20 protein-coding genes and 2 tRNA genes are annotated in these 23,540 nt (G+C 43.5%); 7 read left to right on the top strand and 15 right to left on the bottom strand.

Annotation, left to right across the window (positions count from 1 at the left end):
- Window positions 1-75 precede the first annotated feature (75 nt).
- Window positions 76-636, top strand: coding sequence for a hypothetical protein (locus ABU615_RS09345; protein ID WP_267404555.1), 561 nt, complete (start codon window positions 76-78; stop codon window positions 634-636).
- A 489-nt stretch (window positions 637-1,125) separates the two neighbouring features.
- On the opposite strand, the gene glp is transcribed toward ABU615_RS09345, so the two are convergent.
- The 4 genes from glp to ABU615_RS09365 are packed head-to-tail and all read right to left on the bottom strand — an operon-like array spanning window position 1,126 to window position 3,626.
- Complete coding sequence (glp, locus tag ABU615_RS09350) at window positions 1,126-2,316, bottom strand: gephyrin-like molybdotransferase Glp (protein WP_370388891.1); 1,191 nt, start codon at window positions 2,314-2,316, stop codon at window positions 1,126-1,128.
- Window positions 2,317-2,339: 23 nt separating this feature from the next.
- Window positions 2,340-2,924 (bottom strand): molybdenum cofactor guanylyltransferase, encoded by a 585-nt coding sequence (locus ABU615_RS09355; protein WP_267391246.1) that lies wholly within the window; start codon window positions 2,922-2,924, stop codon window positions 2,340-2,342.
- Window positions 2,915-3,376, bottom strand: coding sequence for a molybdenum cofactor biosynthesis protein MoaE (locus tag ABU615_RS09360; RefSeq protein ID WP_267391245.1), 462 nt, complete (start codon window positions 3,374-3,376; stop codon window positions 2,915-2,917). Before ABU615_RS09360 ends, ABU615_RS09355 begins: the two co-directional genes overlap by 10 nt.
- 1 nt (window position 3,377) lies before the next feature.
- On the bottom strand, window positions 3,378-3,626 hold the full coding sequence (locus tag ABU615_RS09365) for a MoaD/ThiS family protein (protein WP_367489147.1): 249 nt from the start codon (window positions 3,624-3,626) through the stop codon (window positions 3,378-3,380).
- 185 nt (window positions 3,627-3,811) lie between these two features.
- Here ABU615_RS09365 and moaA point away from each other — a divergent pair, with 185 nt between their 5' ends.
- The gene (gene moaA / locus ABU615_RS09370; protein WP_267391243.1) at window positions 3,812-4,786 is read left to right on the top strand and encodes a GTP 3',8-cyclase MoaA; all 975 of its coding nucleotides are present in this window, start codon (window positions 3,812-3,814) and stop codon (window positions 4,784-4,786) included.
- Between the two features lie 55 nt (window positions 4,787-4,841).
- On the opposite strand, the gene ABU615_RS09375 is transcribed toward moaA, so the two are convergent.
- Window positions 4,842-6,485: a lactate permease LctP family transporter gene (locus ABU615_RS09375; protein ID WP_267404548.1), complete on the bottom strand. Its 1,644-nt coding sequence runs from the start codon at window positions 6,483-6,485 to the stop codon at window positions 4,842-4,844.
- A 650-nt stretch (window positions 6,486-7,135) separates the two neighbouring features.
- On the opposite strand from ABU615_RS09375, the gene ABU615_RS09380 reads away from it, so the two are divergent.
- The 5 genes from ABU615_RS09380 to ABU615_RS09400 all read left to right on the top strand — a co-directional run bounded on the left by ABU615_RS09380 (window position 7,136) and on the right by ABU615_RS09400 (window position 13,714).
- A complete protein-coding gene (locus tag ABU615_RS09380) occupies window positions 7,136-8,713 on the top strand; it encodes an inorganic phosphate transporter (RefSeq protein WP_267404546.1) in 1,578 nt (525 codons plus the stop codon).
- A 176-nt stretch (window positions 8,714-8,889) separates the two neighbouring features.
- Window positions 8,890-10,026 (top strand): polyamine ABC transporter substrate-binding protein, encoded by a 1,137-nt coding sequence (locus ABU615_RS09385; RefSeq protein WP_370388892.1) that lies wholly within the window; start codon window positions 8,890-8,892, stop codon window positions 10,024-10,026.
- Window positions 10,027-10,442: 416 nt separating this feature from the next.
- Complete coding sequence (gene surE / locus ABU615_RS09390) at window positions 10,443-11,195, top strand: 5'/3'-nucleotidase SurE (RefSeq protein ID WP_370388893.1); 753 nt, start codon at window positions 10,443-10,445, stop codon at window positions 11,193-11,195.
- Entirely contained in the window at window positions 11,189-11,866 is a 678-nt protein-coding gene (locus ABU615_RS09395) for a protein-L-isoaspartate(D-aspartate) O-methyltransferase (RefSeq protein ID WP_323811358.1), read from the top strand. The genes surE and ABU615_RS09395 overlap by 7 nt, the downstream gene beginning before the upstream one ends.
- 807 nt (window positions 11,867-12,673) lie before the next feature.
- Complete coding sequence (locus ABU615_RS09400) at window positions 12,674-13,714, top strand: zinc-dependent alcohol dehydrogenase family protein (protein WP_370388894.1); 1,041 nt, start codon at window positions 12,674-12,676, stop codon at window positions 13,712-13,714.
- Between the two features lie 88 nt (window positions 13,715-13,802).
- On the opposite strand, the gene ABU615_RS09405 is transcribed toward ABU615_RS09400, so the two are convergent.
- From ABU615_RS09405 to tsaB, 10 genes are all read right to left on the bottom strand, one after another.
- Window positions 13,803-14,810, bottom strand: coding sequence for an aldo/keto reductase (locus tag ABU615_RS09405; RefSeq protein WP_267408202.1), 1,008 nt, complete (start codon window positions 14,808-14,810; stop codon window positions 13,803-13,805).
- 194 nt (window positions 14,811-15,004) lie between these two features.
- A complete protein-coding gene (locus ABU615_RS09410) occupies window positions 15,005-15,976 on the bottom strand; it encodes a LysR family transcriptional regulator (protein ID WP_370388895.1) in 972 nt (323 codons plus the stop codon).
- A gap of 398 nt (window positions 15,977-16,374) precedes the next feature.
- Window positions 16,375-17,175, bottom strand: coding sequence for an ABC transporter permease subunit (locus ABU615_RS09415; protein WP_367489127.1), 801 nt, complete (start codon window positions 17,173-17,175; stop codon window positions 16,375-16,377).
- Complete coding sequence (locus ABU615_RS09420; RefSeq protein WP_367489124.1) at window positions 17,175-18,125, bottom strand: ABC transporter ATP-binding protein; 951 nt, start codon at window positions 18,123-18,125, stop codon at window positions 17,175-17,177. Before ABU615_RS09420 ends, ABU615_RS09415 begins: the two co-directional genes overlap by 1 nt.
- Window positions 18,126-19,104: 979 nt before the next feature.
- Window positions 19,105-19,181, bottom strand: a tRNA-Asp gene (locus ABU615_RS09425).
- A 33-nt stretch (window positions 19,182-19,214) separates the two neighbouring features.
- A tRNA-Val gene (locus tag ABU615_RS09430) sits at window positions 19,215-19,290 on the bottom strand.
- Between the two features lie 65 nt (window positions 19,291-19,355).
- Window positions 19,356-21,329: a cation:proton antiporter gene (locus tag ABU615_RS09435; protein WP_370389360.1), complete on the bottom strand. Its 1,974-nt coding sequence runs from the start codon at window positions 21,327-21,329 to the stop codon at window positions 19,356-19,358.
- A gap of 90 nt (window positions 21,330-21,419) precedes the next feature.
- Complete coding sequence (locus ABU615_RS09440) at window positions 21,420-22,265, bottom strand: uracil-DNA glycosylase family protein (protein ID WP_370388896.1); 846 nt, start codon at window positions 22,263-22,265, stop codon at window positions 21,420-21,422.
- Complete coding sequence (gene rimI, locus ABU615_RS09445; protein ID WP_367489118.1) at window positions 22,259-22,690, bottom strand: ribosomal protein S18-alanine N-acetyltransferase; 432 nt, start codon at window positions 22,688-22,690, stop codon at window positions 22,259-22,261. The genes ABU615_RS09440 and rimI overlap by 7 nt, the downstream gene beginning before the upstream one ends.
- The gene (gene tsaB / locus ABU615_RS09450) at window positions 22,687-23,370 is read right to left on the bottom strand and encodes a tRNA (adenosine(37)-N6)-threonylcarbamoyltransferase complex dimerization subunit type 1 TsaB (RefSeq protein ID WP_367434085.1); all 684 of its coding nucleotides are present in this window, start codon (window positions 23,368-23,370) and stop codon (window positions 22,687-22,689) included. Before tsaB ends, rimI begins: the two co-directional genes overlap by 4 nt.
- Window positions 23,371-23,540 lie beyond the last annotated feature (170 nt).

Here is a 23,540-nt window from a genome sequence, read left to right on the forward strand (position 1 = left end):
ACGATCAATTTCAATAAGACATTTATTAGCCGGAACCGTACGTGAACATTTATCTGTATATAGAAATTAGATTAAATGACCAAATTTGAGAAATTTTTTTTTATGACCATCGGGCCATTTATCATCATGCTGGGGATGTCTTGTTTAGTACATTCCATAGTTGATAAACAAAAATTTTATATTTCACTACAAAATAAAGCTAAATATCTATTGAGTCTGAATTGTAAGCTTAAGAAATGTGTCACTGAAGGACAAATAATATATAGTTATTCAGAATATTCAACAAATAATAATAGTAAATCTCTTAGGGCACCTATTTATCATTATCGTTATTACTTTGAAGTTAATGGTAAAACTTATAATAATGATAATCTACGGGTATTTAGCGAGGGCTATGCGCTCACTAGAGGCAGAATGCGATATATCCCTTCTAGTGAATGGGATTCGAATCAATATTCTACAGAAAAAATCATTTATGATCCTTATAATCCGAACATAAATTTACCTTTGGAGTATGCGAAAGTATTGCCGGATATACCTAATCCTTATGTTATATATGAAGATTTATTGTGTATTTTGCTTGGAATATATTTTACCGTAATTTGTTATAAGGATATAGGAATATTAAAACGATAGTGAAATTTAATCAGTGTTTTAATTGATTAAGTAACCATATTTTATTATTTTTTAAAGTATTTTAATAATATATAATCTGATATATTAGATCTTTATTTTATTGGATACATTAATACAAATATATATAGATGTGCTATGTTTTCAGCAAACGATAAGAAGTATTTTTAAAACTCTGCTACAAATGTAAAAATTGGACTAAAAGACTTTTAATTTTAGTAGTGCCAAATTCTAATTGTTTAGAAAGCTTTAATGCTTTTCATAACTTATGTATTGTTTGCTTTTAAAAAAGGGTCTGATAAACCTATAGATAAAGAATTTTTTTTATCATTCATAGGTCAGGCAAGAATAAAATTTCAAGTTATAAAAGTAAATGTTTGAATTTTGGTAGGCTAAATTCAATTTCAATCTGAATATAATTCAATTGTTTCGAAATTAAATTAAAAGCCTGTTTTTCTACAGGCTTTTGAAGTTTTCAGTAGAGTAAATAATTTATATGGGATGTACTGTCAGCCATTGCCCTTGATGAATATCAGTTTGCGGTGGAATATCGATTAAAACTTGAGCATTTACGCAACTAGATAGCATATGTGAGCCTTGTTTATCCAGAAGCTGAACTTCAGGACCATTTTGGGTAAAGCATAGGGTACCACGTAGAAACTCTCGTCTTTTCTGATGATTTGGAGCGATGCTGAAGGCTGCTTTAGCCTGATAGCATGCGGGTAGGGATTGCTGAATAGGGCGGCCGGCGGCGGTTTGTAGTGCTGGCAGTCCCATTAGTTTGTAGGTAACGAAGCTGGCCACCGGATTGCCAGGCAGGAGCATGACACGGCATAGGTCGATTGTGCCCCATCCAAAAGGTTTACCGGGTTTTATTGCCAGTTTCCAGTGCTCGATGGTGCCCAGCTGCTGTAAAGCTGGTTTAACCAGATCGCGGTCGCCAACTGAGGCGCCTCCGGAAATAATAATACTGTCGCTGCCGGCTGCTGCGCGGGCGAGAGTATCGGTAATGATGTCGAGCTTATCCGGCAAAATGCCGCCATCAATAACCTCGATAAATGCATACTGGCGCAAACAGGCTAGCAGCATTGGCCGGTTGCTGTCGTATATCTGATGCTGCTCGAGCTTGTAATTGCCGCTTACCAGTTCATCGCCGGTGGTGAATACGCTGACGCGTAGTTTGCGGTACACTGGCAGTTCACTGGCACCTTGTGAAGCTGCTAGCCCGATGGCCTGAGGGGTAAGCAAAGCACCTTCCGGTAGTAAAACAGTGCCCTGCTTTAGTTCTTCGCCTTGACGGCGTATGTTTTCACCAGTATTAACTGTATGGGTGCTGGTAAGAATGTTTCCATTGACGCTGGTTTTTTCTTGCATGATAACGGCGTCAGTTTGAAGCGGAATGCCGGCGCCGGTGTAGATGCGCATAGCCTGTCCGTGTTGCAAGGTCTGTTGCCGGCTGTCTCCAGCCGCAGCTGTGCCAATAAGCTGCCATTCTGTGCAGTCCAGTCCGCACACGGCGTAGCCGTCCATGGCACTGTTGTCGAAAGCTGGCGCATCGGCCGTGGCGATGAGCGTCTGTGCCAAAATGCGACCGGCAGCCTGATTCAGTGTTACAGTCTCGCTATCTACTACGCGGACGGTCTGTTGTAGCAGGGTTTCCTGTCCCTGATAAAAATCCATCATGATGTTGTTACTCCGCAGCGTAGTCAGGTAAACATGGCGCTGCTGTTGTAGTTGGTAAAAGGGTGGCTGTTGGCAAAGGTAACGATAGCATGGCGGTATGGTTGAATAATTGAGCGCATGCTGTGTGAGCCGTTGCTGTGCAGTTGTTGTTGAATAGCTGTTAAATGATGCCGGCGCATCTGGCAGACAATGGGATGCAGATTGCTATTGTCTGCGGCACAAACGATATCCAGCTCTGGCTGTTGATACAGTCTCTGAAACAGGCCGTTAATAATCTCAGCGTTTAGAAAGGGCAGGTCGCAAGGTACTATCTGCACATATTCGATGTGTGATGGTAAGGTTTGCGCAGCGCTGACTATTCCGGCCAGTGGTCCCATTTGCTGATAGTCAGGTATATCGGTACAGACGGGATATCCGTAGCGGCTCAACTTGTCGATATCGCGATTGGCACTAATGATGATGTGCTCGCTACAATGATGCAGCTGTTGTAGAACAAGCGTGAGCAGAGGTTGTCCGTTAAGTGGCAGTAGGGCTTTGTTGGCTCCGCCAACACGAGTACCGAGTCCGCCGGCCAGTATAATCAGGCCAAGCTGTGCATTTATTGCCATGATTGCTTACGCTGTTGGTCGCTGTGTTTCATTTCTACCCAATGCTGTTTACCATTGGCAAAACATTCTTTTTTCCAGAATGGTGCTTCGGTTTTAAGATAATCCATGATGAAGTGATTGGCCTGATAAGCATGTTCGCGATGGCCACTGGCGGTAAGGACAAGTACGATCTGAGCGCCTACGGGCAAGTTGCCGATGCGATGAATCACGCAAACATAAGGTAATGTCCAGCGTTGTGCCGCCTGAGTGATGATATTGCTGATTTCATTCTCTGTAGCTTCGGGCATGTGGGTGAGAAAAAGGTGGCTGAGAGGCTGCTGCGGATTGTCATTACCTCGCACTTTGCCAATGAAGCTGACAACAGCTCCGCAATCTGGTGCACTGGCTTCTGCCAGTGCCAGTTCGTGGCTGAGATTGAAATCTTCCGTCTGTATCAGAATCCTTGTCTGCATATCAGCCTCCGGTTACTGGTGGCAGCAGTGCGATGCTGTCTCCGTCCTGTAGGCTGGTATTGCCATGCCGGATAACGTTATTGACGGCAATTTTGTAGACATTCCCCTCAGCCAGTACCTGTTGCCAAGGTTTGCCGCGCTGACGTAGGTGGGAGAGAAGGGTATTAGTGTCGGTAACGTTTAGAGGAAGCTGTTCCTGTGTCAGACCAAGCTCTTCGGCAAAGCGTGCCAGATAAATCACGGTAATCATGAAGCAAACATATAGCAATCAATAATGGTTTATTATGCCGTTTTTTTTCCTGCTGTGGCAGATGGCTGCTGTTGATGCAATTGTATTTATGCAGAAAAATAATATAAAATAGCTGTTTTTTCTCAAGTTTTCTAGAAATTTGCCATTACGGGAATAATATTCTTTATCAGGCACTTACTTTACTCATGCTGATTGACCGCTTCAACAGACGTATTGATTATCTGCGCATTTCGGTAACGGATAAATGCGATTTACGCTGTACTTATTGTATTCCGCAAGGATTTACAGAATTTGAAAAGCCAGCAAACTGGTTGTCGTTTGCGGAGATCGAGCGGGTGGCCGGAGCTTTTGCGCGCATGGGGGTGTCGCGGTTTCGGTTAACCGGCGGTGAGCCGTTGCTGCGAAAAAATTTGCCCGAACTGGTGGCGCGGCTGGCAGCATTGCCAGGGATAGAGGATTTGTCTTTAACCACCAATGGCACGCAGCTAAAGAAATATGCTTCTGAATTGCGCCAGGCAGGGCTCAATCGGCTGAATGTTAGCCTTGATTCCTTGCGACGAGAATGTGTGCAGGAGATATCCGGCAAGGATAGTTTTGATAAAGTAATAGACAGTTTGCAGGCGGCACGCGATGCCGGCTTTGAACGGATTAAAATCAATATGGTGCCGCTGCCCGGCGTTAATACTGCTGATATTGACGATATGGTGGCGTTCTGTATTGAAAACGGCTTTATTTTGCGCCTGATTGAGGTTATGCCAATGGGTATGAGCGGACGTAAACTGGAGTATTTCAATCTGCTCGAACTAATTGAAAATCTGCGGCCAAAATATCAATTGCATGAGAGCCAGCGTGTTTATGGTGGCGGGCCAGCTAAATATTGGGAAAGTGTTGATGGTCGTTTTACGCTAGGGTTAATTACACCACGCTCGCAGCATTTCTGTGCTTCCTGCAATCGGGTGCGGATGTCGGTTGATGGTACGTTGTATCTGTGTCTGGGTCAGGATCAAAGTATGGCTCTGAAGCCTTTGCTGGCTGCAAGCTGTAGCGATGAGCAATTAGAAGCAGCCATCCGGGATGCAGTGGATTTAAAACCGGAAAAGCATGAATTTAATGAGCAGCCGGATAAGATTGTGCGCATTATGGCCAAAACAGGTGGCTGATACTGAAGTTACGCCCTAAAAAAGCCCGCTGGTTTAGCGGGCTTTTTTGTGTCAATCAAAACAGAGTCAGTGTCCATGGAAGTAGATAGGTTTGCACCAATGTAAATATACCGGCAATCAGACAGAAAAACAGACTGTGACGCACAGTAAAGCGGAACAAATCAGATTCCTTGCCCGCCAGCCCCACTGCAGCACAGGCAATGGCAATAGATTGTGGGGATATCATTTTGCCAGTTACCCCACCAACAGAATTGGCTGCCACAGCCAATACAGGATCCATGCCTACCTGCAAGGCTGTATTAGCCTGTAGTGCACCAAACAGGGCATTTGCAGAAGTGTCGGAGCCGGTTAGGAATACGCCTATCCAGCCGAGAAATGGTGAGAAAAAAGGGAATGCTTTGCCGGTATCAGCCAGTGCCAGAGCCAGTGTTGAGGATAGGCCTGAGTAGTTAACCACATAGGCAAAGGCCAATACCAGCCCGATAGAAAGCACTGGAAAACGCAGGTCGTACAGAGTGCTTTTGAATGTATCAATGGCAAGACGTGGTTTAATTTTCAGGATAAGCACGGAAATGATGGCTGCCAGCAGAATGGAGGTACCAACAGCGCCAAGAATATTCAGCTTGAATTCAGCCGCTATCGGAGCGTTTTCAGCAACGATAGGAGCTGTTTTGATAACCAAATTATCCAGCATTGGCCAGTGAATCTTAATCTGACTGAATGAATTCAACCATGATTGCAGCGGTTTGATTGTCCATACGGCCACACACACAGTTAGGATAACAAACGGTGACCATGCCAGCATAATTTGTTTTTTACTATATTCTGTGGTTTTGCGCTGAGTGCTGGACTGCTGCATGCCGTTAAAGGTGAATATTTGTTTGGGCTGCCATTTCTGTAAAAACAGAGTCAGGCACACCATACTAACGAGGGCTGAAGTTACATCAGGTAATTCGGGGCCAATGAAATTGGCGGTAATAAACTGTGTGCCGGCAAAGGATACGCCAGACACCAGCAGTGCCGGCCAGGTTTGGCGGATACCCCGCATGCCATCCATGATAAATATCAGATAAAACGGTATAACAACAGACATCATTGGCAGTTGGCGACCGGCCAGCTGGCCAATATGAAAGGGATCGATACCAGAAACCTGTCCACCGACCAGAATCGGAATACCCAGTGCCCCAAAGGCTACCGGAGCAGTATCTGCAATCAGGCATAAGCCAGCTGCAAACAAGGGTCTGAAACCCAACCCTACCAGCAGTGCCGCACTAATAGCAACCGGTGCTCCGAATCCAGCTGCACCTTCTAGAAAGGAGCCGAAGCAAAAACCGATGAGCAGCAGTTGTAGACGCTGATCTTCGGTGATAGAGAGAATCGAAGCGCGGATGATGTCAAAATGGCCGGTTTTAACGGTCAGGTTATACAGAAATACGGCTGTAATGATAATCCAAGCTATTGGCCACAGGCCATAGAAAAAACCATATAATGCGGACGATAATGCAAGTACCGGCGGCATTTTATAGGCTGCTACGGCCACGATAATTGCAAGAACCAAGGTGATGGCTCCGGCAATATGGCCTTTCATGCGCAAGACAGTAAGTGCCACGAAGAAAAATATTATGGGTAACAGGGCAGCCAGTAGGGTCAGGTAGACACTGTTGCCTAATGCCGAGTAGTTTTGTACCCATGTTTGCATGTGGTTTCTCCTCAATGTGTGAGTATGTTGGCTTAAAATTGATTGGTATATGCGGAATATTTGTGATTAGTGTTGATTTTTATGAATCAAATTAATGGTATTGTGGCCGTAATGCTGCTGTGACTGTTACTTTAAGAAATAAAAATGTTATCGTCAATGTTTGTGGTTTTATTTCAATAAATGTAATGATAAACGACTGACTGAATGTGGCTGTTGCGGCTAATAAATGTTTATCTGCATGAGCTAAGTGTGTGATTGAGAAAGCCGGCTAGATAAGCTTGCGGCAGTAGCACAAGTATGTACGTCACTGAGAATTGGCTGACACTGTATCTGGTAGTAAACAGATTGACTCCGGTAAATCGTGGCAGATTATATAGACTGTCTGTATACTCAATGTAACAAAATAGCGAATGAATTCCATATGGTTGAGGCTAAGCAAAGCTGTGTCTTGCTGAGATTAGTATGTGATAAGTCGCTGCTTGAACAGCGAAAAAAAATAGGCTTTTAAGGAGAAAAACCAACAGCCGGCAAAATTATTGTGTCTGTCACAAAGTTGTCATGTTGGTCTTTTACAATAAGTCAGGATAGCACCTGCTAATAGGGAGAAAACTGTGTCTGCTTCGTCTACGACCTCGTCGTCTGGGGCAATTATGTCTGTATCTGGGAAAACGGGTAAAGTAAGTATTGTTTTGTTTCTGCTGATATTGCTTAGCGGATTAGCTTATGCTGCGGTGTGTATCTATCATGATCTGCAGGGTATTCCCCGGTCTTCATTGCTGGTCTATGCCTTATTAACAGTTGCTTTGCTGATTGCACTGGCATTTGAGTTTGTGAATGGGTTTCATGATACGGCCAATGCCGTAGCCAGCGTGATTTACACGCGCTCGCTCAGTCCTAATACTGCTGTAATCTGGTCTGGTGTGTTTAATTTTCTTGGGGTAATGCTATCTACCGGTGCTGTTGCTTATGGTGTGATTTCACTGCTGCCGGTTGAACTGATTCTACATATGGGCAGTGGCGTCGGATATGCAATGATATTTGCATTATTGTCCGCAGCAATTATCTGGAACCTTAGTACCTGGTGGCTGGGTTTGCCTGCATCCAGTTCGCATACGTTGATTGGTTCGATTATCGGTGTCGGAGTGGCCAATCAGCTAATGTCTGCTCATCTGGGTACCAGTGGCGTGAGCTGGAAACAGGTGATCAATGTGGGCGAATCCCTGCTTTTTTCTCCGCTGCTTGGTTTTGTGCTGGCTGGTCTGCTGCTGATTTTATCGAAAAAATTGCTGCGAATACCAGCCTTGTACCGTGCACCGGAAAATGACGCTCCGCCACCGTGGCCGATACGCCTATTGCTGATTTTTACCTGTACCACGGTAAGCTTTGCACATGGTTCGAACGATGGTCAGAAAGGCATGGGACTAATTATGCTGATTTTGATAGGAACCGTCCCAATGGCCTATGCATTGAATCATGCTGTGCCCAGAGAAGAATGGGTGAAGTTTTCGGCTAATTCGCTTTCTGCCCAGCAAACTATAGAAGGATTGCTGCCAGCGGGCTTGGTACTGCCGCAAAATGCAGATGCACGTGCTGAGGTCACTGCTTTGGTAGAAGACAAGCAGGGTACGCCGCAGCAGCTGGCAGCGCTCGCGCAGCTGGTGCATATTGTGGCGCATGATGTCAGTAAAAGCGACAGCCTGCGTAATCTGCCGCCGGAGCAGGTAGGCAATATTCGCAATGATATGTATTTGGTGTCAGAATCGCTAACCTTGCTGCAAAAAAATAGCTTGCATCGCCAATATAATCTTAATTCGGCACAAATAGCGAGTTTGAAGGCTTATCATACGTCTATAGACCATGCTACCAAGTATATTCCGGTGTGGGTGAAGGTACTGGTGGCACTAGCGCTGGGACTAGGTACACTAGTGGGTTGGAAGAGAATTGTGGTAACAGTGGGCGAAAAAATCGGTAAAACTCATTTATCGTATGCACAGGGTGCTTCTGCCGAGCTGGTGACTGCTTCGCTGATTTTTGCTGCCGACCGTTTTGGCTTACCGGTCAGCACCACACATGTACTGACTTCGGGTATTGCCGGTACCATGGCTGCCAATAAAAGTGGATTGCAAAAGTCTACCATCCGCAATCTGGTTATGGCGTGGGTATTGACTCTACCTGTTTCCATACTGCTGGCCGGTGTATTATTTTGGTTTTTCCGTACGATTTTTTAGCATATCGGGCAAGTTTGTGTCCTTGCTGGGTGCATACACTGTAATAATTTGCCAAATACTCTTGCGTGGTGCTGTATTTCACAGTTTAATGTCGGTTTAGAGGTGGCTGTGCTGGTGCACGTCATATAGATACTTGCTTCCCTCATTACTGTGGGCATACAAATTGGAAATCGTGTATGAAAAAATCACTGGTATTGTCAGCCATCGTCAGTGTGCTGATTGCTGCATGCTCGGATGCCGGTACAGCAAACAAAAATGCGGCCTCCACTAACGGAGTCATGAATCCCACAGATCAGCTCAATATCTACAACTGGTCGGATTACGTAGACCCTGATACCGTAAAAACTTTTGAAAAAGAAAATAAAATCAAAGTTCGTTACGACTATTATGACAGTAACGAAACACTAGAAGCTAAAATCCTGATTGGCCGTTCCGGCTATGATTTGGTGGTGCCGTCTATAGCCAATGTCGGCCGCGAAATCAAGGCGGGCGCCTATCAGCCCGTTAACAAAAGCCAGCTGTCTTACTACAATAATATCGACCCTAATCTGCTAAAAATGATGGATAAGGTCGATCCAGGTAATAAATACGCAGTACCTTATTTCTGGGGTATGAATACCATTGGCATCAATAAGGTTCTGGTTGATAAAGCACTGGACGGCAAGCTGCCAGATAATCTGTGGGACTTGGTATTCAATCCTGCCTATACGCATAAACTCAAAAGCTGTGGCATTTCGCTGTTTGACAGCCCTACCGAGCTGTATCCTCTGGCTCTGCATTATCTGGGTAAAGACCCGAACAGTAGTGCGCCGGAGGATATCCGTGCGGCAACCAATTTGATTAAATCTGTGCGTAATGACATCAAGCGCTTTAGTTCTTCAGGCTATATAGATGATATGGCGCGCGGAGACCTGTGTGTAGCTACAGGCTATGGCGGCGACCTGAATATAGCCAAAAAACGAGCTGAGGATGCCAAAAGCGGCGTTCATTTAGAGGTACTGGCACCGAAAGAGGGAGTGGGTATTTGGATTGATTCATTTATGATTCCCAAAGATGCTCAGAATGTTGCCAATGCGCTTAAATACATCAATTACACTCTGGATCCTAAAGTGGCTGCCAAAAATGGTAATTATGTAACGTTTGCTCCTGCCAGCAAACCGGCACGGGCTCTGTTGAATAGCGAAATCAGTAGTGATCCAAGTATATTCCCCACACAGGCAGTGCTGGATAAAAGTTTTGTGGTATCACCCAAATCTCAGGATGCAGTGCGTCTGGCGGTACGCCTGTTTCAGCAGGTAAAAGCAGGTCAATAGCGATTGATTGCTGAAATGCAAATGCTCAATTCTTTCAGGGCCTGCATCTTACTTAGTAGTCTAAAAAAACGAACCGTTTCGGTTCGTTTTTTATGTTATTACTTTTACACAGTTTCCATTGATAACAGTTAATCAATACATCCTGTCTGGTCGTTTTTACACAGAATATCTGCATTGCATTCTTGTTTGTTGGCACAAAATCAGCATATATAGCTGTCAGAACAGGTGTAAACCCTTATAATTAGTGGCTGAGCTTAAAGCAGATAGGTTTCAGCAGAGATTCTGGCAGTTGCCTGCAGATGGCTTTCAGGTGTCTCCAGCCTTTTATTTCAATAATTGAAACAGGCTACCAGCAATTTCTATGGGCTTAAAGTAGCCCAGTTGTAGCAAGACAAAGATTTTTAACTGGGATAGGTATGAGAATTTTAATTTGTAACGATGATGGATATTTATCCGCAGGATTAGCTCTACTAGCGAAGGTGGCGGCAGAGTTTGCCGAAGTAAGAGTCGTGGCACCGGAAAGCGACCAAAGTGGTGTAAGTAACTCATTTACCCTCAATCGTCCTCTGTCGATAAAAAATGCTGCTAATGGCTTTTTTTATGTCAACGGCACGCCCACTGACTGTATCCACGTTGCGCTGCATACCATGTCCGATTTCAAACCAGATTTAGTGCTTTCTGGCATCAATCATGGTGCCAATATGGGCGATGATGTCTTGTATTCCGGTACCGTAGCTGCTGCTACCGAAGCATTTTTGATGGGTATACCGGCACTGGCCTTTTCGATTAATGACCGCAGTGGCCGCTACTGGGAGACTGCTGAAAAAGCGGTAGCTACTGTTTTAACCAAAATATGCGCACATCAGCCAGCCCAACCGTTGTTATGGAATATCAATATTCCGGCTGTTACTCCAGAGAGTGTTCAGGGCTATCGTGTGGCCAGACTCGGTCGCCGGCATCACGAACAATGTATTGTGCCTTTAGATAGTCCACGCGGCGAAACCATGTATTGGATTGGTGGTGTAGGACCTGCCGATACCAGCTGGCAGGATACGGATTTCAGCGACAATGAAGCCGGTTTCGTGACTATTACACCGCTTACCCTTGACTTAACTGATTATCAGCAAATGGGTGCAGTCAGCACTTTTTTGCAAGATGTACAGTGGTGACAGAAGTGGGACAAGGCGTGAGCTGGACAGGCTATGAATTCCGGCGGGCACGGATGGTAGAAAGACTGCGCCAAATGGGGATTACCCGCACGGAAGTGTTATCCGCTATGTCTGCTGTGCCGCGTCACGTTTTTGTTGAAGAAGCGCTGCGTTCGCATGCGTATGATGATATGTCGCTGCCGTTAGGGTTGGGACAGACCATTTCCCAGCCGTATACCGTGGCAGTGATGACGCAGTTGTTGTTTGCCAGACGCGCTATCAACCCGAGTCTGCGTATTCTGGAAATCGGGACCGGCTGCGGATATCAGACGGCTATTCTACAAGCACTGGGTTTACGCGAAATTTATTCTATTGAGCGGCTGCGTCCGCTACATGAGCGCGCCAAACAAAACCTGCGTGCAGTTCGTTTACTTGCCCATGCACGGCTGGTATGTGGCGATGGCTATCTGGGCTTACCTCAGGAAGCACCTTTTGATTGCATTATTCTCACCGCTGCACCGAAAGAAGTCCCCTTGCCGCTGTTGCAGCAACTTTCTATTGGCGGGCGCATGGTGTTGCCACTGGATGAGGGAGGCGTGCAGTTTTTGTGGGTAATTGATAAAACAGCCGAAGGCTATCAGGAAACCTGTGTCCAACAGACTTTATTTGTGCCATTGGTGAATGATAAATAAATCTACCCTTGGAAAAATTAAGCTTGATGTTAACAACTCTTCCGTGAGCCAAAGGCTGCTTACTGATATCAGGATTACATTCTTCGCAGATAGCAAAATGCCATCTTTGTAAATTAACAGAAAATCAGCAAAACTACTGCCATCAAGATCAGGATTTGCGGTGCTATCTCCATTTGGTGTTCAGCTTCTTGGCAAATAATGTCCTCATATCCATAGGCATAGCAGCCGAAAACAATCATATTTCTTATGCAGGCTGTATTGTCTAACCACGATGGAATGGCCGCAAATATCTATTGTATCAACTGTGCCATCAGTAAACGAAGCGCCTAAATAATTTTTCTTACTTCGTAGCTGATATACAGCTTAGGCTTAAAACACTTGTAATAATAGCTTTTGCTAACTTTAACGCACTGAAATTTCTGGTCATATCTTCATTACTGGTTAGATTACAATGCTGATGCAAACATTCACACTGTTGCTGCGCTCATCTTTCAGATACAACTAATAAATGGAAGGTACTACAGCCTGACCGCAGCAAAAACAATAGCACTAAAATAGACTTTTTATATTTCCTAAACAACTTTAATTATTACCCTATTAATAAAATCCTGTATAAAACAGAATTACTGGAAAAGCGATATGAACAAAATTTGCTCTGAAAATTGGTTTGTCAGTTAGGGCAGAGTTTGTATCAACTTTACCAGTGCCGGTGGGAGAAGTAAGATAATCAAAGCAGATGAATTATCCGCTATAAGCAATATAATGAATCTGGAATCAACCGATTCAATAAGATAGGGATAGATAAAGATGAAAGTTGCCGTTTTTGTGGAACCCGGTAAAGTAGCCATACGAGAAATGGACAAACCAGTTATTCAGCAGCCCACTGATGCCATTATTCGTATTGTTCGCGCCTGTGTTTGTGGTTCAGACTTATGGTGGTTTCGCGGTATCAGTCAGCGCGAGTCTGGTAGCACAGTGGGTCACGAAGCCATTGGTGTGGTGGATGAGGTTGGCGATGCCGTAACTCATATTCGAAAAGGTGATTTTGTTATCGTCCCTTTCACCCATGGCTGTGGCCATTGCGCTGCATGTGAGGCTGGTTTTGATGGTAACTGCCTGAACAAACAAGATGGTGGCAATGGCGGCTATCAAGGAGAATATCTGCGTTTCAGTAACGCTGACTGGGCTCTGGTAAAAATTCCTGGTCAGCCACAGGATTATTCAGACGCAGTGCTCAATTCGTTGCTAACACTGGCTGATGTGATGGCTACAGGCTATCATGCGGCTTCCAGTGCTGAAGTTAAAGCGGGGGATACTGTGGTGGTGATGGGAGATGGTGCCGTCGGCCTGTGTGGTGTAATAGCAGCCAAACTACGTGGAGCAAAACGCATTATTGCCATGAGCCGCCACCCAGACAGGGCAGCGCTGGCACAGGAATTTGGTGCCACAGATATTGTGCCCGAACGCGGCGAAGCAGCTGTTGCAAAAGTTTTGTCCATGACGGCTGGAGCAGGCGCGGATGCGGTGCTGGAATGTGTAGGCAGTGAAGAATCTTTACAAACTGCTATCGCGGTTGCGCGGCCGGGAGCTGTTGTAGGTTGTGTTGGCGTGCCGCATCAAAACGAAATCAAAACAGGTGATATTTTCTGGCGCAATATAGGGCTGCGTGGCGGTATCGCCAGCGTAACCACTTACGATAAGAATTTGTTGCTTCAAGCAGTGTTGGATGAAAAAATTCAGCCGGGAAAAGTATTTACCCAGCGTTTTGCTTTAAATAATATTCAGGCTGCATATGAAGCCATGGATCAGCGTAAGGCGATTAAGTCTTTGTTAGTTATTGATAATTAATTGATTATAAAAAATTCCCTGCCGGTAATTAACTATCTGGCAGGGAATATATTTTTTCAATAATGTTTTACATTGCTATGCTTTAAAATTAAAAGATACCTTTCATGCCTTCAGGGGTATAACGTTCGCCCTGAATGTTGATAGTATTTTTTAAATCATTTAAAGTCTGAACATCCGCTGCGTCCAGCTTTAACAGACTTGCCTGATTGTTTTCGTGCAGGTATTTAGGGTTTTTGGTACCTGGAATTGGTACGATATGTTCCCATTGTGCCAGCAACCAGGCCAGTGCAATTTGTCCCATAGTGCAGTTGTATTTAACTGTCATTGGTTCGAGTGCCTGTAGCAGCCGTTTATTATGTTCCAGATTTTCATCCTGAAAGCGTGGGTTAGTGCGGCGGAAATCATTTTCAGACAATTCGTCTTTGTTTTGAATTTTACCAGTCAGGAAACCACGACCCAGTGGAGAGTAGGGCACCAAACCAATATTTGATTTTTTCAAAATTGGAAGGATGTCATCTTCAATTTCGCGTGTCCATAAAGAATATTCGGTTTGAACTACATCTACCGGATAAACAGCACAGGCGCGCTGTAATACAGGCACAGATACTTCGCATAAACCAACATTGGCAATTTTGCCTTCTTTTACCAGATCAGCCAAAGTTTGCATGGTTTCTTCTATTACCGCATCTGGGTCAATACGGTGGATATAATAGAGGTCAATCTGCTCAATACCTAGTCGTGTCAAAGATTCATCACAGCATTTTCTAATATAGTCTGGATGGTTATTAATATTGCGGTTATATCCGGAAGTACTGTTTCTGTCTATACCGCACTTAGACGCGATTGTCAGCCCAGCGCGGGTTGAAGCCGGCAGGGTTTTTAATACTGAACCAATCAGCTTTTCATTAGCTCCGCGCCCATACATATCGGCTGTGTCAATTAGCGTAACGCCGCTGTCGATTACCTCATGCAACATTGAGCTTGCTTTAGCTGTATCAATGTCGCCATAGAATTCACTCAGCCCCATGGCACCATAGCCAATAGCTGAAACGGTTAAATGCTGGCCAAGTTTTCTTTGTGGTAGAGATTGAGTCATTATTGATTTTCCTATCAGTGAAATAATGCCAGAACTGTGTCTTTCAGGAATTTATCTTTTCGGCGCAGCTCTGAACAATGCTTAATTGCTGACACTGATAGTAATTAATCAAATCTGTTTAGAGAAATACAAAATTATTGATACAAAAAACATATCAATATGGTTGTAAATTTTTACTTATCACAAACATTAGCTTATGCTGATTCTTTAGGTAAATCTTGTTGTGTAAAGTATTCCGTGATGGCCTGAATAGTAGGATTATCCATAGCTGAAGTATGCCACAGAAGATGCATATCCATCGAAAGCATTTGTTCATATTTCGCAGTCAGTTTTTTATATACCACGCCTGCTACTTGAGCCTGTGCCATTGAATCAGGTAGTAGCAACATGGCTCTGCCCATAGCTATTTCCATAAGCATAGTCAAAAAATTTGGTAACTTTTCTTTTAGCAACAGTGGCTTGCTAAGTTGACTATTTACCTTTTGTAACTTATCGTACAAATTAGGATGCTGATAACGCTTACACCAATACAGAGGCAAATCCTGCACCATATTTAAATCAATTTCTTGCTCTACACTGGCAGGATGCTGCTCGGGCAAAGCCAAAACCAGTTTTTCCCGATGAACTAATAAACTTTTGGCTTGAAGGCTGGTGTTTTTATATTCAGAAATAATCACCATATCTATATTGCTTTTATTAAATTCAGCCATAAGTTCTTTGCAAGTATAATCTTGCTGTAACAAGTCGATATGTTGATTAAAGCGGCGGATAAATTCACTGAACAGTGGAATAAAATTAAAACCAAGAATCTTGGTAATACCCATTGTTACCTTACCAGCAGGCAAATTATGCACATAATTGACTGCCTGTGATAAACCTTCCAGCCAGCTTTTCGCTTTTTCCCTGAATTCTCTGCCTTGTTCGGTCAGCAACACATAACGGGTATTGCGCACCAGCAAAGTAGTTTGCAGTTTTTGTTCCAATTCCTTGATTTGCATAGATAGCGGCGGCTGACTAATGCCTAGGCGGCTGGCAGCTTTCCGGAAATTACCTTCTTCACACACTGCCAGAAAGTATTGCAGCTGCTTTATAGTTGGCAGATGCCGGCTGTAAAGAACTGAATTGTCTGGATGTAATTGTTCCTGAGGCGGTGGTGAATAAAGCATATTTTCCCCTGTTTAAAGTAATGAAAAAACAGCAATAGAGATAGTATAAATCAATTTAATTTCAAAAAAATATATGTATTCTGGTTGCGAAATGTTAATTTATTTATTTATTTTCATAATTTTGCCGGTATTTGCAATCTGTTGAAAAAAAATTCATTATGAGCAACTGATGATGCAGTATCTAAAAAAATGAAGCCAGTTAAAGACCCAGACAGTGAAATTTTTACACTGAAGAATGGATGTAATAAAACAGGTATAAGAGAAGTGGATACTGGCTTAATCTAATGGCCTATACCAACAGTACAGATGAATATCAAGAGCAGCGTGTGAGTAAGTTTAGCTGAATTGGTAGGTTTGCAATGCCAATTCAGCTCGCGAACTTCTTTATTAGATTAAGTTTAATTGGCTAAAGATATATCCCGCCGTCTAAATATCATTACTGCTATAAGAAATAAGATGCAGGTATAGACAATATTGGCCGCAAAGGTAATATATAAATCTTTATCTATAGATTGAAAGTATGTGTTTTTGATTAATTCAATCAAATAATTATTTGCGTTTAGAGGGGATAATTTATAGATTAAACTATCTGGGGATAAATCAAAATAGCGTAAATTTATAATTTTCCACAAAATATCTGCAAAGAAATAATAGATAAAACAGAAGGCGGTTATAAAGGCGGTACTGCTGGTGAAGGTTGAAAGTAGTAGTGCTAGAGAGGAGTAAAATATCGTTACGACTAATGAGAGTGCAATAAATAACACGATTGTTTTCAATATTGCATTGAATTCGGGCAGATGAGCTGTGGCCAATAGCTGTAATAATAAAACACCGATTGCACTTAATATCTGTAATACCGGCATAAGCAGAATAATGGAGCCTATTTTTGCTAGTAGTATTTTATAACGTTGGTAAGGGCGGGTAAGAATAAATTTGATTGTACCACGGGATATTTCTGTGCTCAGTGTATTAGATGCCATTAATATGGCAATATAATTTGAATAATAATAGCATATTGTCATACCCCAAATAAATATCTTTTCTGATTTTTCAGGTGTAATAGCTGTATCTGATTTGCTGACTGCGAGATATATTCCGCCATAATAAAAGATATATACAAACAATAATATTAATGGCATAACAATTGTGTAGGTGGATTTACTAAGGTATTTACGCCATTCATTTAAAATTAACTTCATTATTTAATTCCTTTTTGATAATTTTGATTATCGTTATGAATGATGCTGAGGAATGATTCTTCCAGTGAGCTTTGGGTTAGTTTTATGCTCAGCAGGGGTATATTGTGTTCAATTAGTAGTTTGGCTATTTGTGCTCTTGGGTCTTCTTCCGATTGGTTAATCATGATTTCGAGACTGTTAAGCTGATTGTTTACCTGATAACCATGTTGCTGAAGTATTTCTTCAGCCTGTAATATGTTTCCTCCGACTTCTAGATGAATGATATTATTGGATTTCCCTAGAAAATCATGTATGGAGCCTGCATATATTTGTTTTCCTCGATTGATAATGAAAATATCGTTAACAATTTCCTGTAATTCGGAGAGGAGATGGCTGGAAATAATAATGCTGTTGCCGTCGCGGACAAAGTCTTTCATTAGGCTACGAAAATCTTTTATTCCCTCTGGATCAAGCCCATTCATGGGTTCGTCCAGAATAAGAACTTTAGGCTGATGAATGGTGGCATTGGCAACACCTAATCTTTGCCGCATGCCTAGGGAGAAGCCTTTTACTTTTTTCTTTTCTGCGCCTTTAAGTCCAGTATGAGCCAATGTTTGCATGATCTCTTCATTGGTGATGGCCCGGCGGCTCATATTGGCAAAAATTTGCAGATTTCTGAAACCAGACATGTAATTATAGAATTCCGGGTTTTCGATTATTGTGCCTAAATTGAATGCCGCTTTTTCAAAATCTTTCTGGATATCATAACCACAGATTTTGATTTCTCCGCTATTGGGAAACATTAGGCCGGTAAGCATTTTCAGCATGGTGGTTTTACCAGCGCCATTTGGCCCTATAAATCCCATGATGCGTCCGGGGGCAATTTTAAAGCTGATGTTTTCCAGAATCTGCCGGCCTGAAATTTTTTTGGAAACTTGGTTTACTTCTATCAGATAATCAGTATTGCTCACGATAAGCCTTTCTTATTGTTTGTTTTGTTGTGAATCGATTTGATGCAAGAGTTTCAAGTTTTGCATATTTGTCTCCGATGAAAAGATATATGAATAATGATTTAAAAATATTTTTGAATAATAATGTATTATACAAAAATTAACAATTATATCTAATAAATATGCAGGGTAACTTTTATGTTTGTGCGCATTAGTTGATATGTATGAGTTTTTAGATTTTTGTAGTTTTTTGGGCTAGGATATTTAACAGATAACTTGTGAAATTGATTTAATCTACAGCTAAAAGGGTTTGATTTTTTTGTTACGGATTCGACCTTGATAAGTAACCAACTGTTTTATTCAGATTGATGATTTTACACTGAGGTATTGCGGCCACATTTTTTAGAAATAAAGGCATGGCTACTAATATGTCGCTGTTTTTTTTTAGTTCGTTGTAATCTTTTTTAAATCAATTGATTGGTTACATTAGTATAAAAGTTGTTTTTAAATTTTTTGAATATTTTTATATTAATAAATATATTGGTATATATTTGCTTGATTTTATACCCAGTATTTTAGGTACCTCTTTAAATTTTTGATATCGTTTATTTCTCAATAATGATTTAAAAACATTTTTATTAGGGAAACAAGGTTTATTTAAGGCTTATTAAAAGATTAGCAATTTTGTCTTTGTTGGTTCTAAAGTTCTTGGTTTATTGGGATTCTGAAAAATTTGGATTATATTGCTTTTTTACTAATTAGTATGAATACTGGAATGTAGTTCTAATTAGTGTTGAAGCTTGGCAAGCAGGATAGTGCTTGAGTGCTGGCTTGTTTGGATGATGCTGAAGTAGAAATTTTTAGCTCTAGAGAAGAATGCAAGTTGATCGCTACTGGGGGTATATTTGTTGAATTCTTAACAAGATTGGCTAGTGTGAAAATTCTTGGGTAAGGCTGATAATAAAAAAGCACAGCATAAGCTGTGCTTTTTTATATTATTTGGCGCGGCGGACGGGGCTCGAACCCGCGACCCCCGGCGTGACAGGCCGGTACTCTAACCAACTGAGCTACCACCGCGCAAGTTTTACGCTATTGCATAAAACAAAAAACTGGTGGGTGATGACGGAGTCGAACCGCCGACATTCTGCTTGTAAGGCAGACGCTCTACCAACTGAGCTAATCACCCGTACTTGGGAAAGACGCTATTAAACCAGATATGCTGTCGGCTGGCAAGTGTTGGATGTGAAAAAATTAGCTCGTACCTTGTAATGACCAGTTTTCAAAGAGTATTACTTTGTCTCTGGGACCAAGTACGACAAGTGTATCTTCGGCCTTAAACTGAAAATCAGGACTGAATGCGCGTAGCTGATGTGCATTGCGGCGTACAGAAAGCAGTTTGATTTTTAGTTTCTCAAGTGGGAGTTCGTTGATGCTTTTGCCGACGAGAAAAGCATCAGGTGGTAGGGTGAAGGCTTGACGATAGTAATGTATGTTTTCTTCGGACAGTTCATCATCGCTGCCAGCAAACAGGCCTTCGAGCGCTTGATAGCGGTTTTGGCGGATGCGCTGCATGATTTGATACACTTCATCAAATGGTTTGCCGGAACTGAGCAATGCTTGGCTGGCCAATGTCAGGCTTGATTCTTTTTCGTCGGAGACGATGTCGTCTGCACCCATGTTGGTAAACACTGGAATGTTGTCGTCGTTGGTTACGCGCACGATTACAGGCATGGTGGGTGCAATAAGCATGATGTTGTTGAGGATGTGTTTGGCCTCGGTCATGTTGTTGATGGTAATGAGTACGGTATTGGCTCGTTTCAAGCCTGCTGCCTGCAAAACTTCCTGTCGTTTGGCATCACCAAAGGTGACTGGCTCACCGGCCGCTTTGGCTGTGGCAACGCGCTCGGCATCCAAATCAATGGCGTAGTAGGGTGTGTCTTCTTGTTGCAATATGCGGGCGATGCTCTGGCCGCAACGTCCAAAGCCGATGATAAGGATGTGGTCGGACTTGCTCATGGTTTCAACGAGTATGGTTTGCAAGTCTGCAGCCTGTTCGTCCCAGCTGCGTTTTACCAATAATCCTGAGAGTTTATCTGCACTTTTCATGATAAAGGGCGCCAGTATCATGGAGAGTAGGATGGCGGCGATGGCAGCTTGTTGCAAATTGAGTGAGATAAGTCCAAGCGCACCGCTGATGGCAAGCATAACAAAACCAAATTCGCCTCCTTGTGCCAGATACAAGGCTGTTTTTGTGCTGTCGCTGCTGTTTTCTTTCATGTAGCGGCCAATGCCGTAGAGAACCCCTGCTTTAAGGACAATGAGAAGAGCACATAGAACCAGTATCATGAGCCAGCTGGATTGTAATACTTGTATGTTTAGCTTCATGCCAATGGTGATAAAGAAAAAACCGAGGAGAATGTCGCGGAAGGGGCGAATGTCGTCTTCTACTTGATAACGGTATTCGGTTTCGGATATCAGCATGCCTGCAACGAATGCACCAAGTGCCAGTGACAGGCCGGCTAATTGGGTGAGATAGGCCACGCCAAGGGTCACCAGCAATACGTTTATCATGAAAAGTTCACTGGACTTGGTACGTGCAATTAAGCGAAACCATACGGGCATGATTCTGCTGCCGACTATCAGCAACAAACCAAGTGCCAGTGCCATAGTTAGAAGTGCTTTGCCCATTTGCAGTATTAGGCCGTCACTACTGTGTGCTAGTGCTGGAAACAGAATCATTAAGGGTACGACGGCTATGTCCTGCATCAGCAGTACGCCCATAATCATGTGGCCGTAATGTTGGCTGAGTTCGTTTTTTTCAACCATAATGCGGCTGACGATAGCGGTAGACGACATCGTCATGGCAGCAGCAAGGGTAAAAGCCCATGTAAGCTGAATCCCCATCAGCCCAAAAATGATAAACAGGGCTAGGAGCGTAAGGATAACTTGTAGTCCTCCTAGTCCAAGTACCAGCCGGCGCATGGCTTTGAGTTTGCCAATGGAAAATTCAAGTCCGATGCTGAACATGAGGAAGGTAATGCCGATTTCACCGATGAATTCAGTGGCATGGCTTTGGTTAATTAAATGCAGCCAGCCCGGACCGGCCATAAAACCGACGACGAGATAGCCAAGCATGGCGGGAATGTGTAGACGTCGGCAGATGATGGCGGCCAAAACGGCTACCAAAAGAATCATCACGACAGGGCCAAGAGAAATATGCATAATTCTTTGATTTTATTTAATTAAAATTTTATTATCATATTTTAACATAGATGTTTTGGCTTGTGCGGATAATCCTGAGTATTGCTGATTTTTTCAGGTGAGTTTATGTAAATATTTGCGCAATTGTTTTAATGCGGTCCATGCTGTGGCTTTTAAATGGCTTTGGCGCAATAATCTTGCCGGATGAGGAGAAATGACATAGGGAATGTTGTGCAGATTCTGAGCCAGCACTGATTGATCCAGGCGGCTGAATGTTTGTCCTAAAAGTAATATTGTCTGAGGCTGAATGTGTTTGATTTGTGCACTCAGATAAGGCAGACATGCTTGTAGCTGTTCGCTGGTTACTTTAAGACTAACATTGGGCGCACATTTTACTTGACTGGTATAGAAAACTTCCTCGGAGCTAATGTTGATGGCGGCGAGCATATTGCTAAGCAGTTGGCCGACTTCGCCGCTGAATAGTTGCTGGTTGCTGTCGTCAGGTGGTGCCGGATTGGTGCTGATAACCAGTAGACGAGCATTTGCCGAACCATAGCCAGATAGAGGCGTGCAGCGCTCCTGATGCAGGTTGCAGCGGGTGCAGGCAGCTAATGCTGCAGGTATGGCTTCGTAGCTGAGTTTTAAATTGTCTGTTGTGCTCTGGCTGCAGAAGGTTTGCCGTTCTTCAGTTTGAGTGGTGGTCGTGGTTTCACTAGCTGCTTGAGGTGGCTGCCTGATGATGTGTTGAAGGGCTGCGCGGTGTGATTGATGGATAGTTTCTTTTGTTGTTGGATTCTGTATGGTACTGGAATGTACGGATTCGCCAGGCGGTGCAGGTTGCTTAGCTGTGACGGTTTGTGCCGGAGCTGGCTGTACGGGAAGCAGGCAGGCAGTCTGTGCCAACCACATCGGTCCCAGCCCGAGTGCTTCGTGTAAATACAGATAACGGCTGTCTAACATCGTTTTTCCATGATTATGGCATCTTCACCATTTTGGTAATAGCTTTTGCGCAAGCCACAGTTTTCAAAACCATTGCGCTTGTACAGCTTGATGGCGCCCATGTTGCTGGAGCGTACTTCGAGCAATATACGGTCGATAGTCTCTGCTTGTACAATTTGAAAGAGATGATTTAGTAATTGCTGGGCATAGCCTTGGCGTCTGTGTGCCGGATGGGTGTCAAGCAGATGAATTTCTGCTTCATTCGGTATTTTTTGCCATACTAGCATGGCTACGATGCCATGTTCGGGTAGGTCGACAACCCAGATGGGCTGAGCTGCAGAGACGCTGTTGGTTAGCTGGGCTGTAGACCATGGTGATGGATTGCAAAGCTGTTCTAGCGTTTCCAAAACTGGAATGTCGGTTAGTTGAGCAGGACGTATGCTCATGCTGGCTGTCCTGTTGAGCGTCTGGCCGCTTGTTCGGTGGCGGTTAAGGCAATTTTGTTACGCACATAATGTAGGCTTGCTTCTGCAGCGGTGGTTACGGGATAGTGCCCGGTTAAAGCCAGTTGTGCATATACGTCTGCTTGCGGCATTTGGTTTTGCCCTGTGACGGGTAACTCAATATCCAATGCATACGCGTTGCCGACACCGGTGCCATGGAGATGGCCGTCTGGCAGATGGATGTTGCAGGCTCTGTCTACGCGATATTCAGTGAGGCGGCTCAGATTACGGGTGTCATACCAGGCATAAAAAAGTTCATTCATGCGGGCATCGGTAGCCGCCAGTACGCATGGTTGATCTGGCATCTGTGCAGCCACAGCGTCCAAACAAGGTATACCAATCAGAGGTAGGTTGTTCGGCAAAGCTAAACCGGTTGCTACTCCCAGTCCGATGCGAAGACCGGTAAAAGCCCCCGGCCCTTGTGCATAGACTATGCCATTCAGGTCGGCTAGGGTTAGGTTTGCTGTTTCCAGCAGTTGCCGGATACGCGGTAATATCAGTTCAGACTGTTTTGCGCCCACTGCTTCGTAAATGCTGTGGGTATGTCCGTTGTGATGAAGGCCTAATGATAGGTAGCCGGTGCTGGTATCGATTACCAGCAGACGTGAATTGGTACTGATCATGGTGTGTCAGAATGTTTAGATGGGTGGATTATACCTTTTTATAGCTTTTTAAATGACCCTGATGTCTGAGTTTGCTGTATCCATTATGACCGGGGCAGGGCTAATAAATGCTATTATGGGGTAAATTTTAATAATTAATTGTTTATCTTGCAGAGTTTGCTGCTATGTGA

The organism is Snodgrassella alvi (assembly GCF_040741455.2).
Lineage (GTDB): Bacteria > Pseudomonadota > Gammaproteobacteria > Burkholderiales > Neisseriaceae > Snodgrassella > Snodgrassella alvi_E.

Excerpts from the sequence above, each read along its gene's own strand:
- ABU615_RS09345 (WP_267404555.1), top strand. The coding sequence starts at position 76 with ATGACCAAATTTGAGAAATTTTTTTTTATGACCATCGGGCCATTTATC.
- glp (WP_370388891.1), bottom strand. The coding sequence starts at position 2,316 with ATGATGGATTTTTATCAGGGACAGGAAACCCTGCTACAACAGACCGTC.
- ABU615_RS09355 (WP_267391246.1), bottom strand. The coding sequence starts at position 2,924 with ATGGCAATAAATGCACAGCTTGGCCTGATTATACTGGCCGGCGGACTC.
- ABU615_RS09360 (WP_267391245.1), bottom strand. The coding sequence starts at position 3,376 with ATGCAGACAAGGATTCTGATACAGACGGAAGATTTCAATCTCAGCCAC.
- ABU615_RS09365 (WP_367489147.1), bottom strand. The coding sequence starts at position 3,626 with ATGATTACCGTGATTTATCTGGCACGCTTTGCCGAAGAGCTTGGTCTG.
- moaA (WP_267391243.1), top strand. The coding sequence starts at position 3,812 with ATGCTGATTGACCGCTTCAACAGACGTATTGATTATCTGCGCATTTCG.
- ABU615_RS09375 (WP_267404548.1), bottom strand. The coding sequence starts at position 6,485 with ATGCAAACATGGGTACAAAACTACTCGGCATTAGGCAACAGTGTCTAC.
- ABU615_RS09380 (WP_267404546.1), top strand. The coding sequence starts at position 7,136 with ATGTCTGTATCTGGGAAAACGGGTAAAGTAAGTATTGTTTTGTTTCTG.
- ABU615_RS09385 (WP_370388892.1), top strand. The coding sequence starts at position 8,890 with ATGAAAAAATCACTGGTATTGTCAGCCATCGTCAGTGTGCTGATTGCT.
- surE (WP_370388893.1), top strand. The coding sequence starts at position 10,443 with ATGAGAATTTTAATTTGTAACGATGATGGATATTTATCCGCAGGATTA.
- ABU615_RS09400 (WP_370388894.1), top strand. The coding sequence starts at position 12,674 with ATGAAAGTTGCCGTTTTTGTGGAACCCGGTAAAGTAGCCATACGAGAA.
- ABU615_RS09405 (WP_267408202.1), bottom strand. The coding sequence starts at position 14,810 with ATGACTCAATCTCTACCACAAAGAAAACTTGGCCAGCATTTAACCGTT.
- ABU615_RS09410 (WP_370388895.1), bottom strand. The coding sequence starts at position 15,976 with ATGCTTTATTCACCACCGCCTCAGGAACAATTACATCCAGACAATTCA.
- ABU615_RS09415 (WP_367489127.1), bottom strand. The coding sequence starts at position 17,175 with ATGAAGTTAATTTTAAATGAATGGCGTAAATACCTTAGTAAATCCACC.
- ABU615_RS09440 (WP_370388896.1), bottom strand. The coding sequence starts at position 22,265 with ATGTTAGACAGCCGTTATCTGTATTTACACGAAGCACTCGGGCTGGGA.
- rimI (WP_367489118.1), bottom strand. The coding sequence starts at position 22,690 with ATGAGCATACGTCCTGCTCAACTAACCGACATTCCAGTTTTGGAAACG.
- tsaB (WP_367434085.1), bottom strand. The coding sequence starts at position 23,370 with ATGATCAGTACCAATTCACGTCTGCTGGTAATCGATACCAGCACCGGC.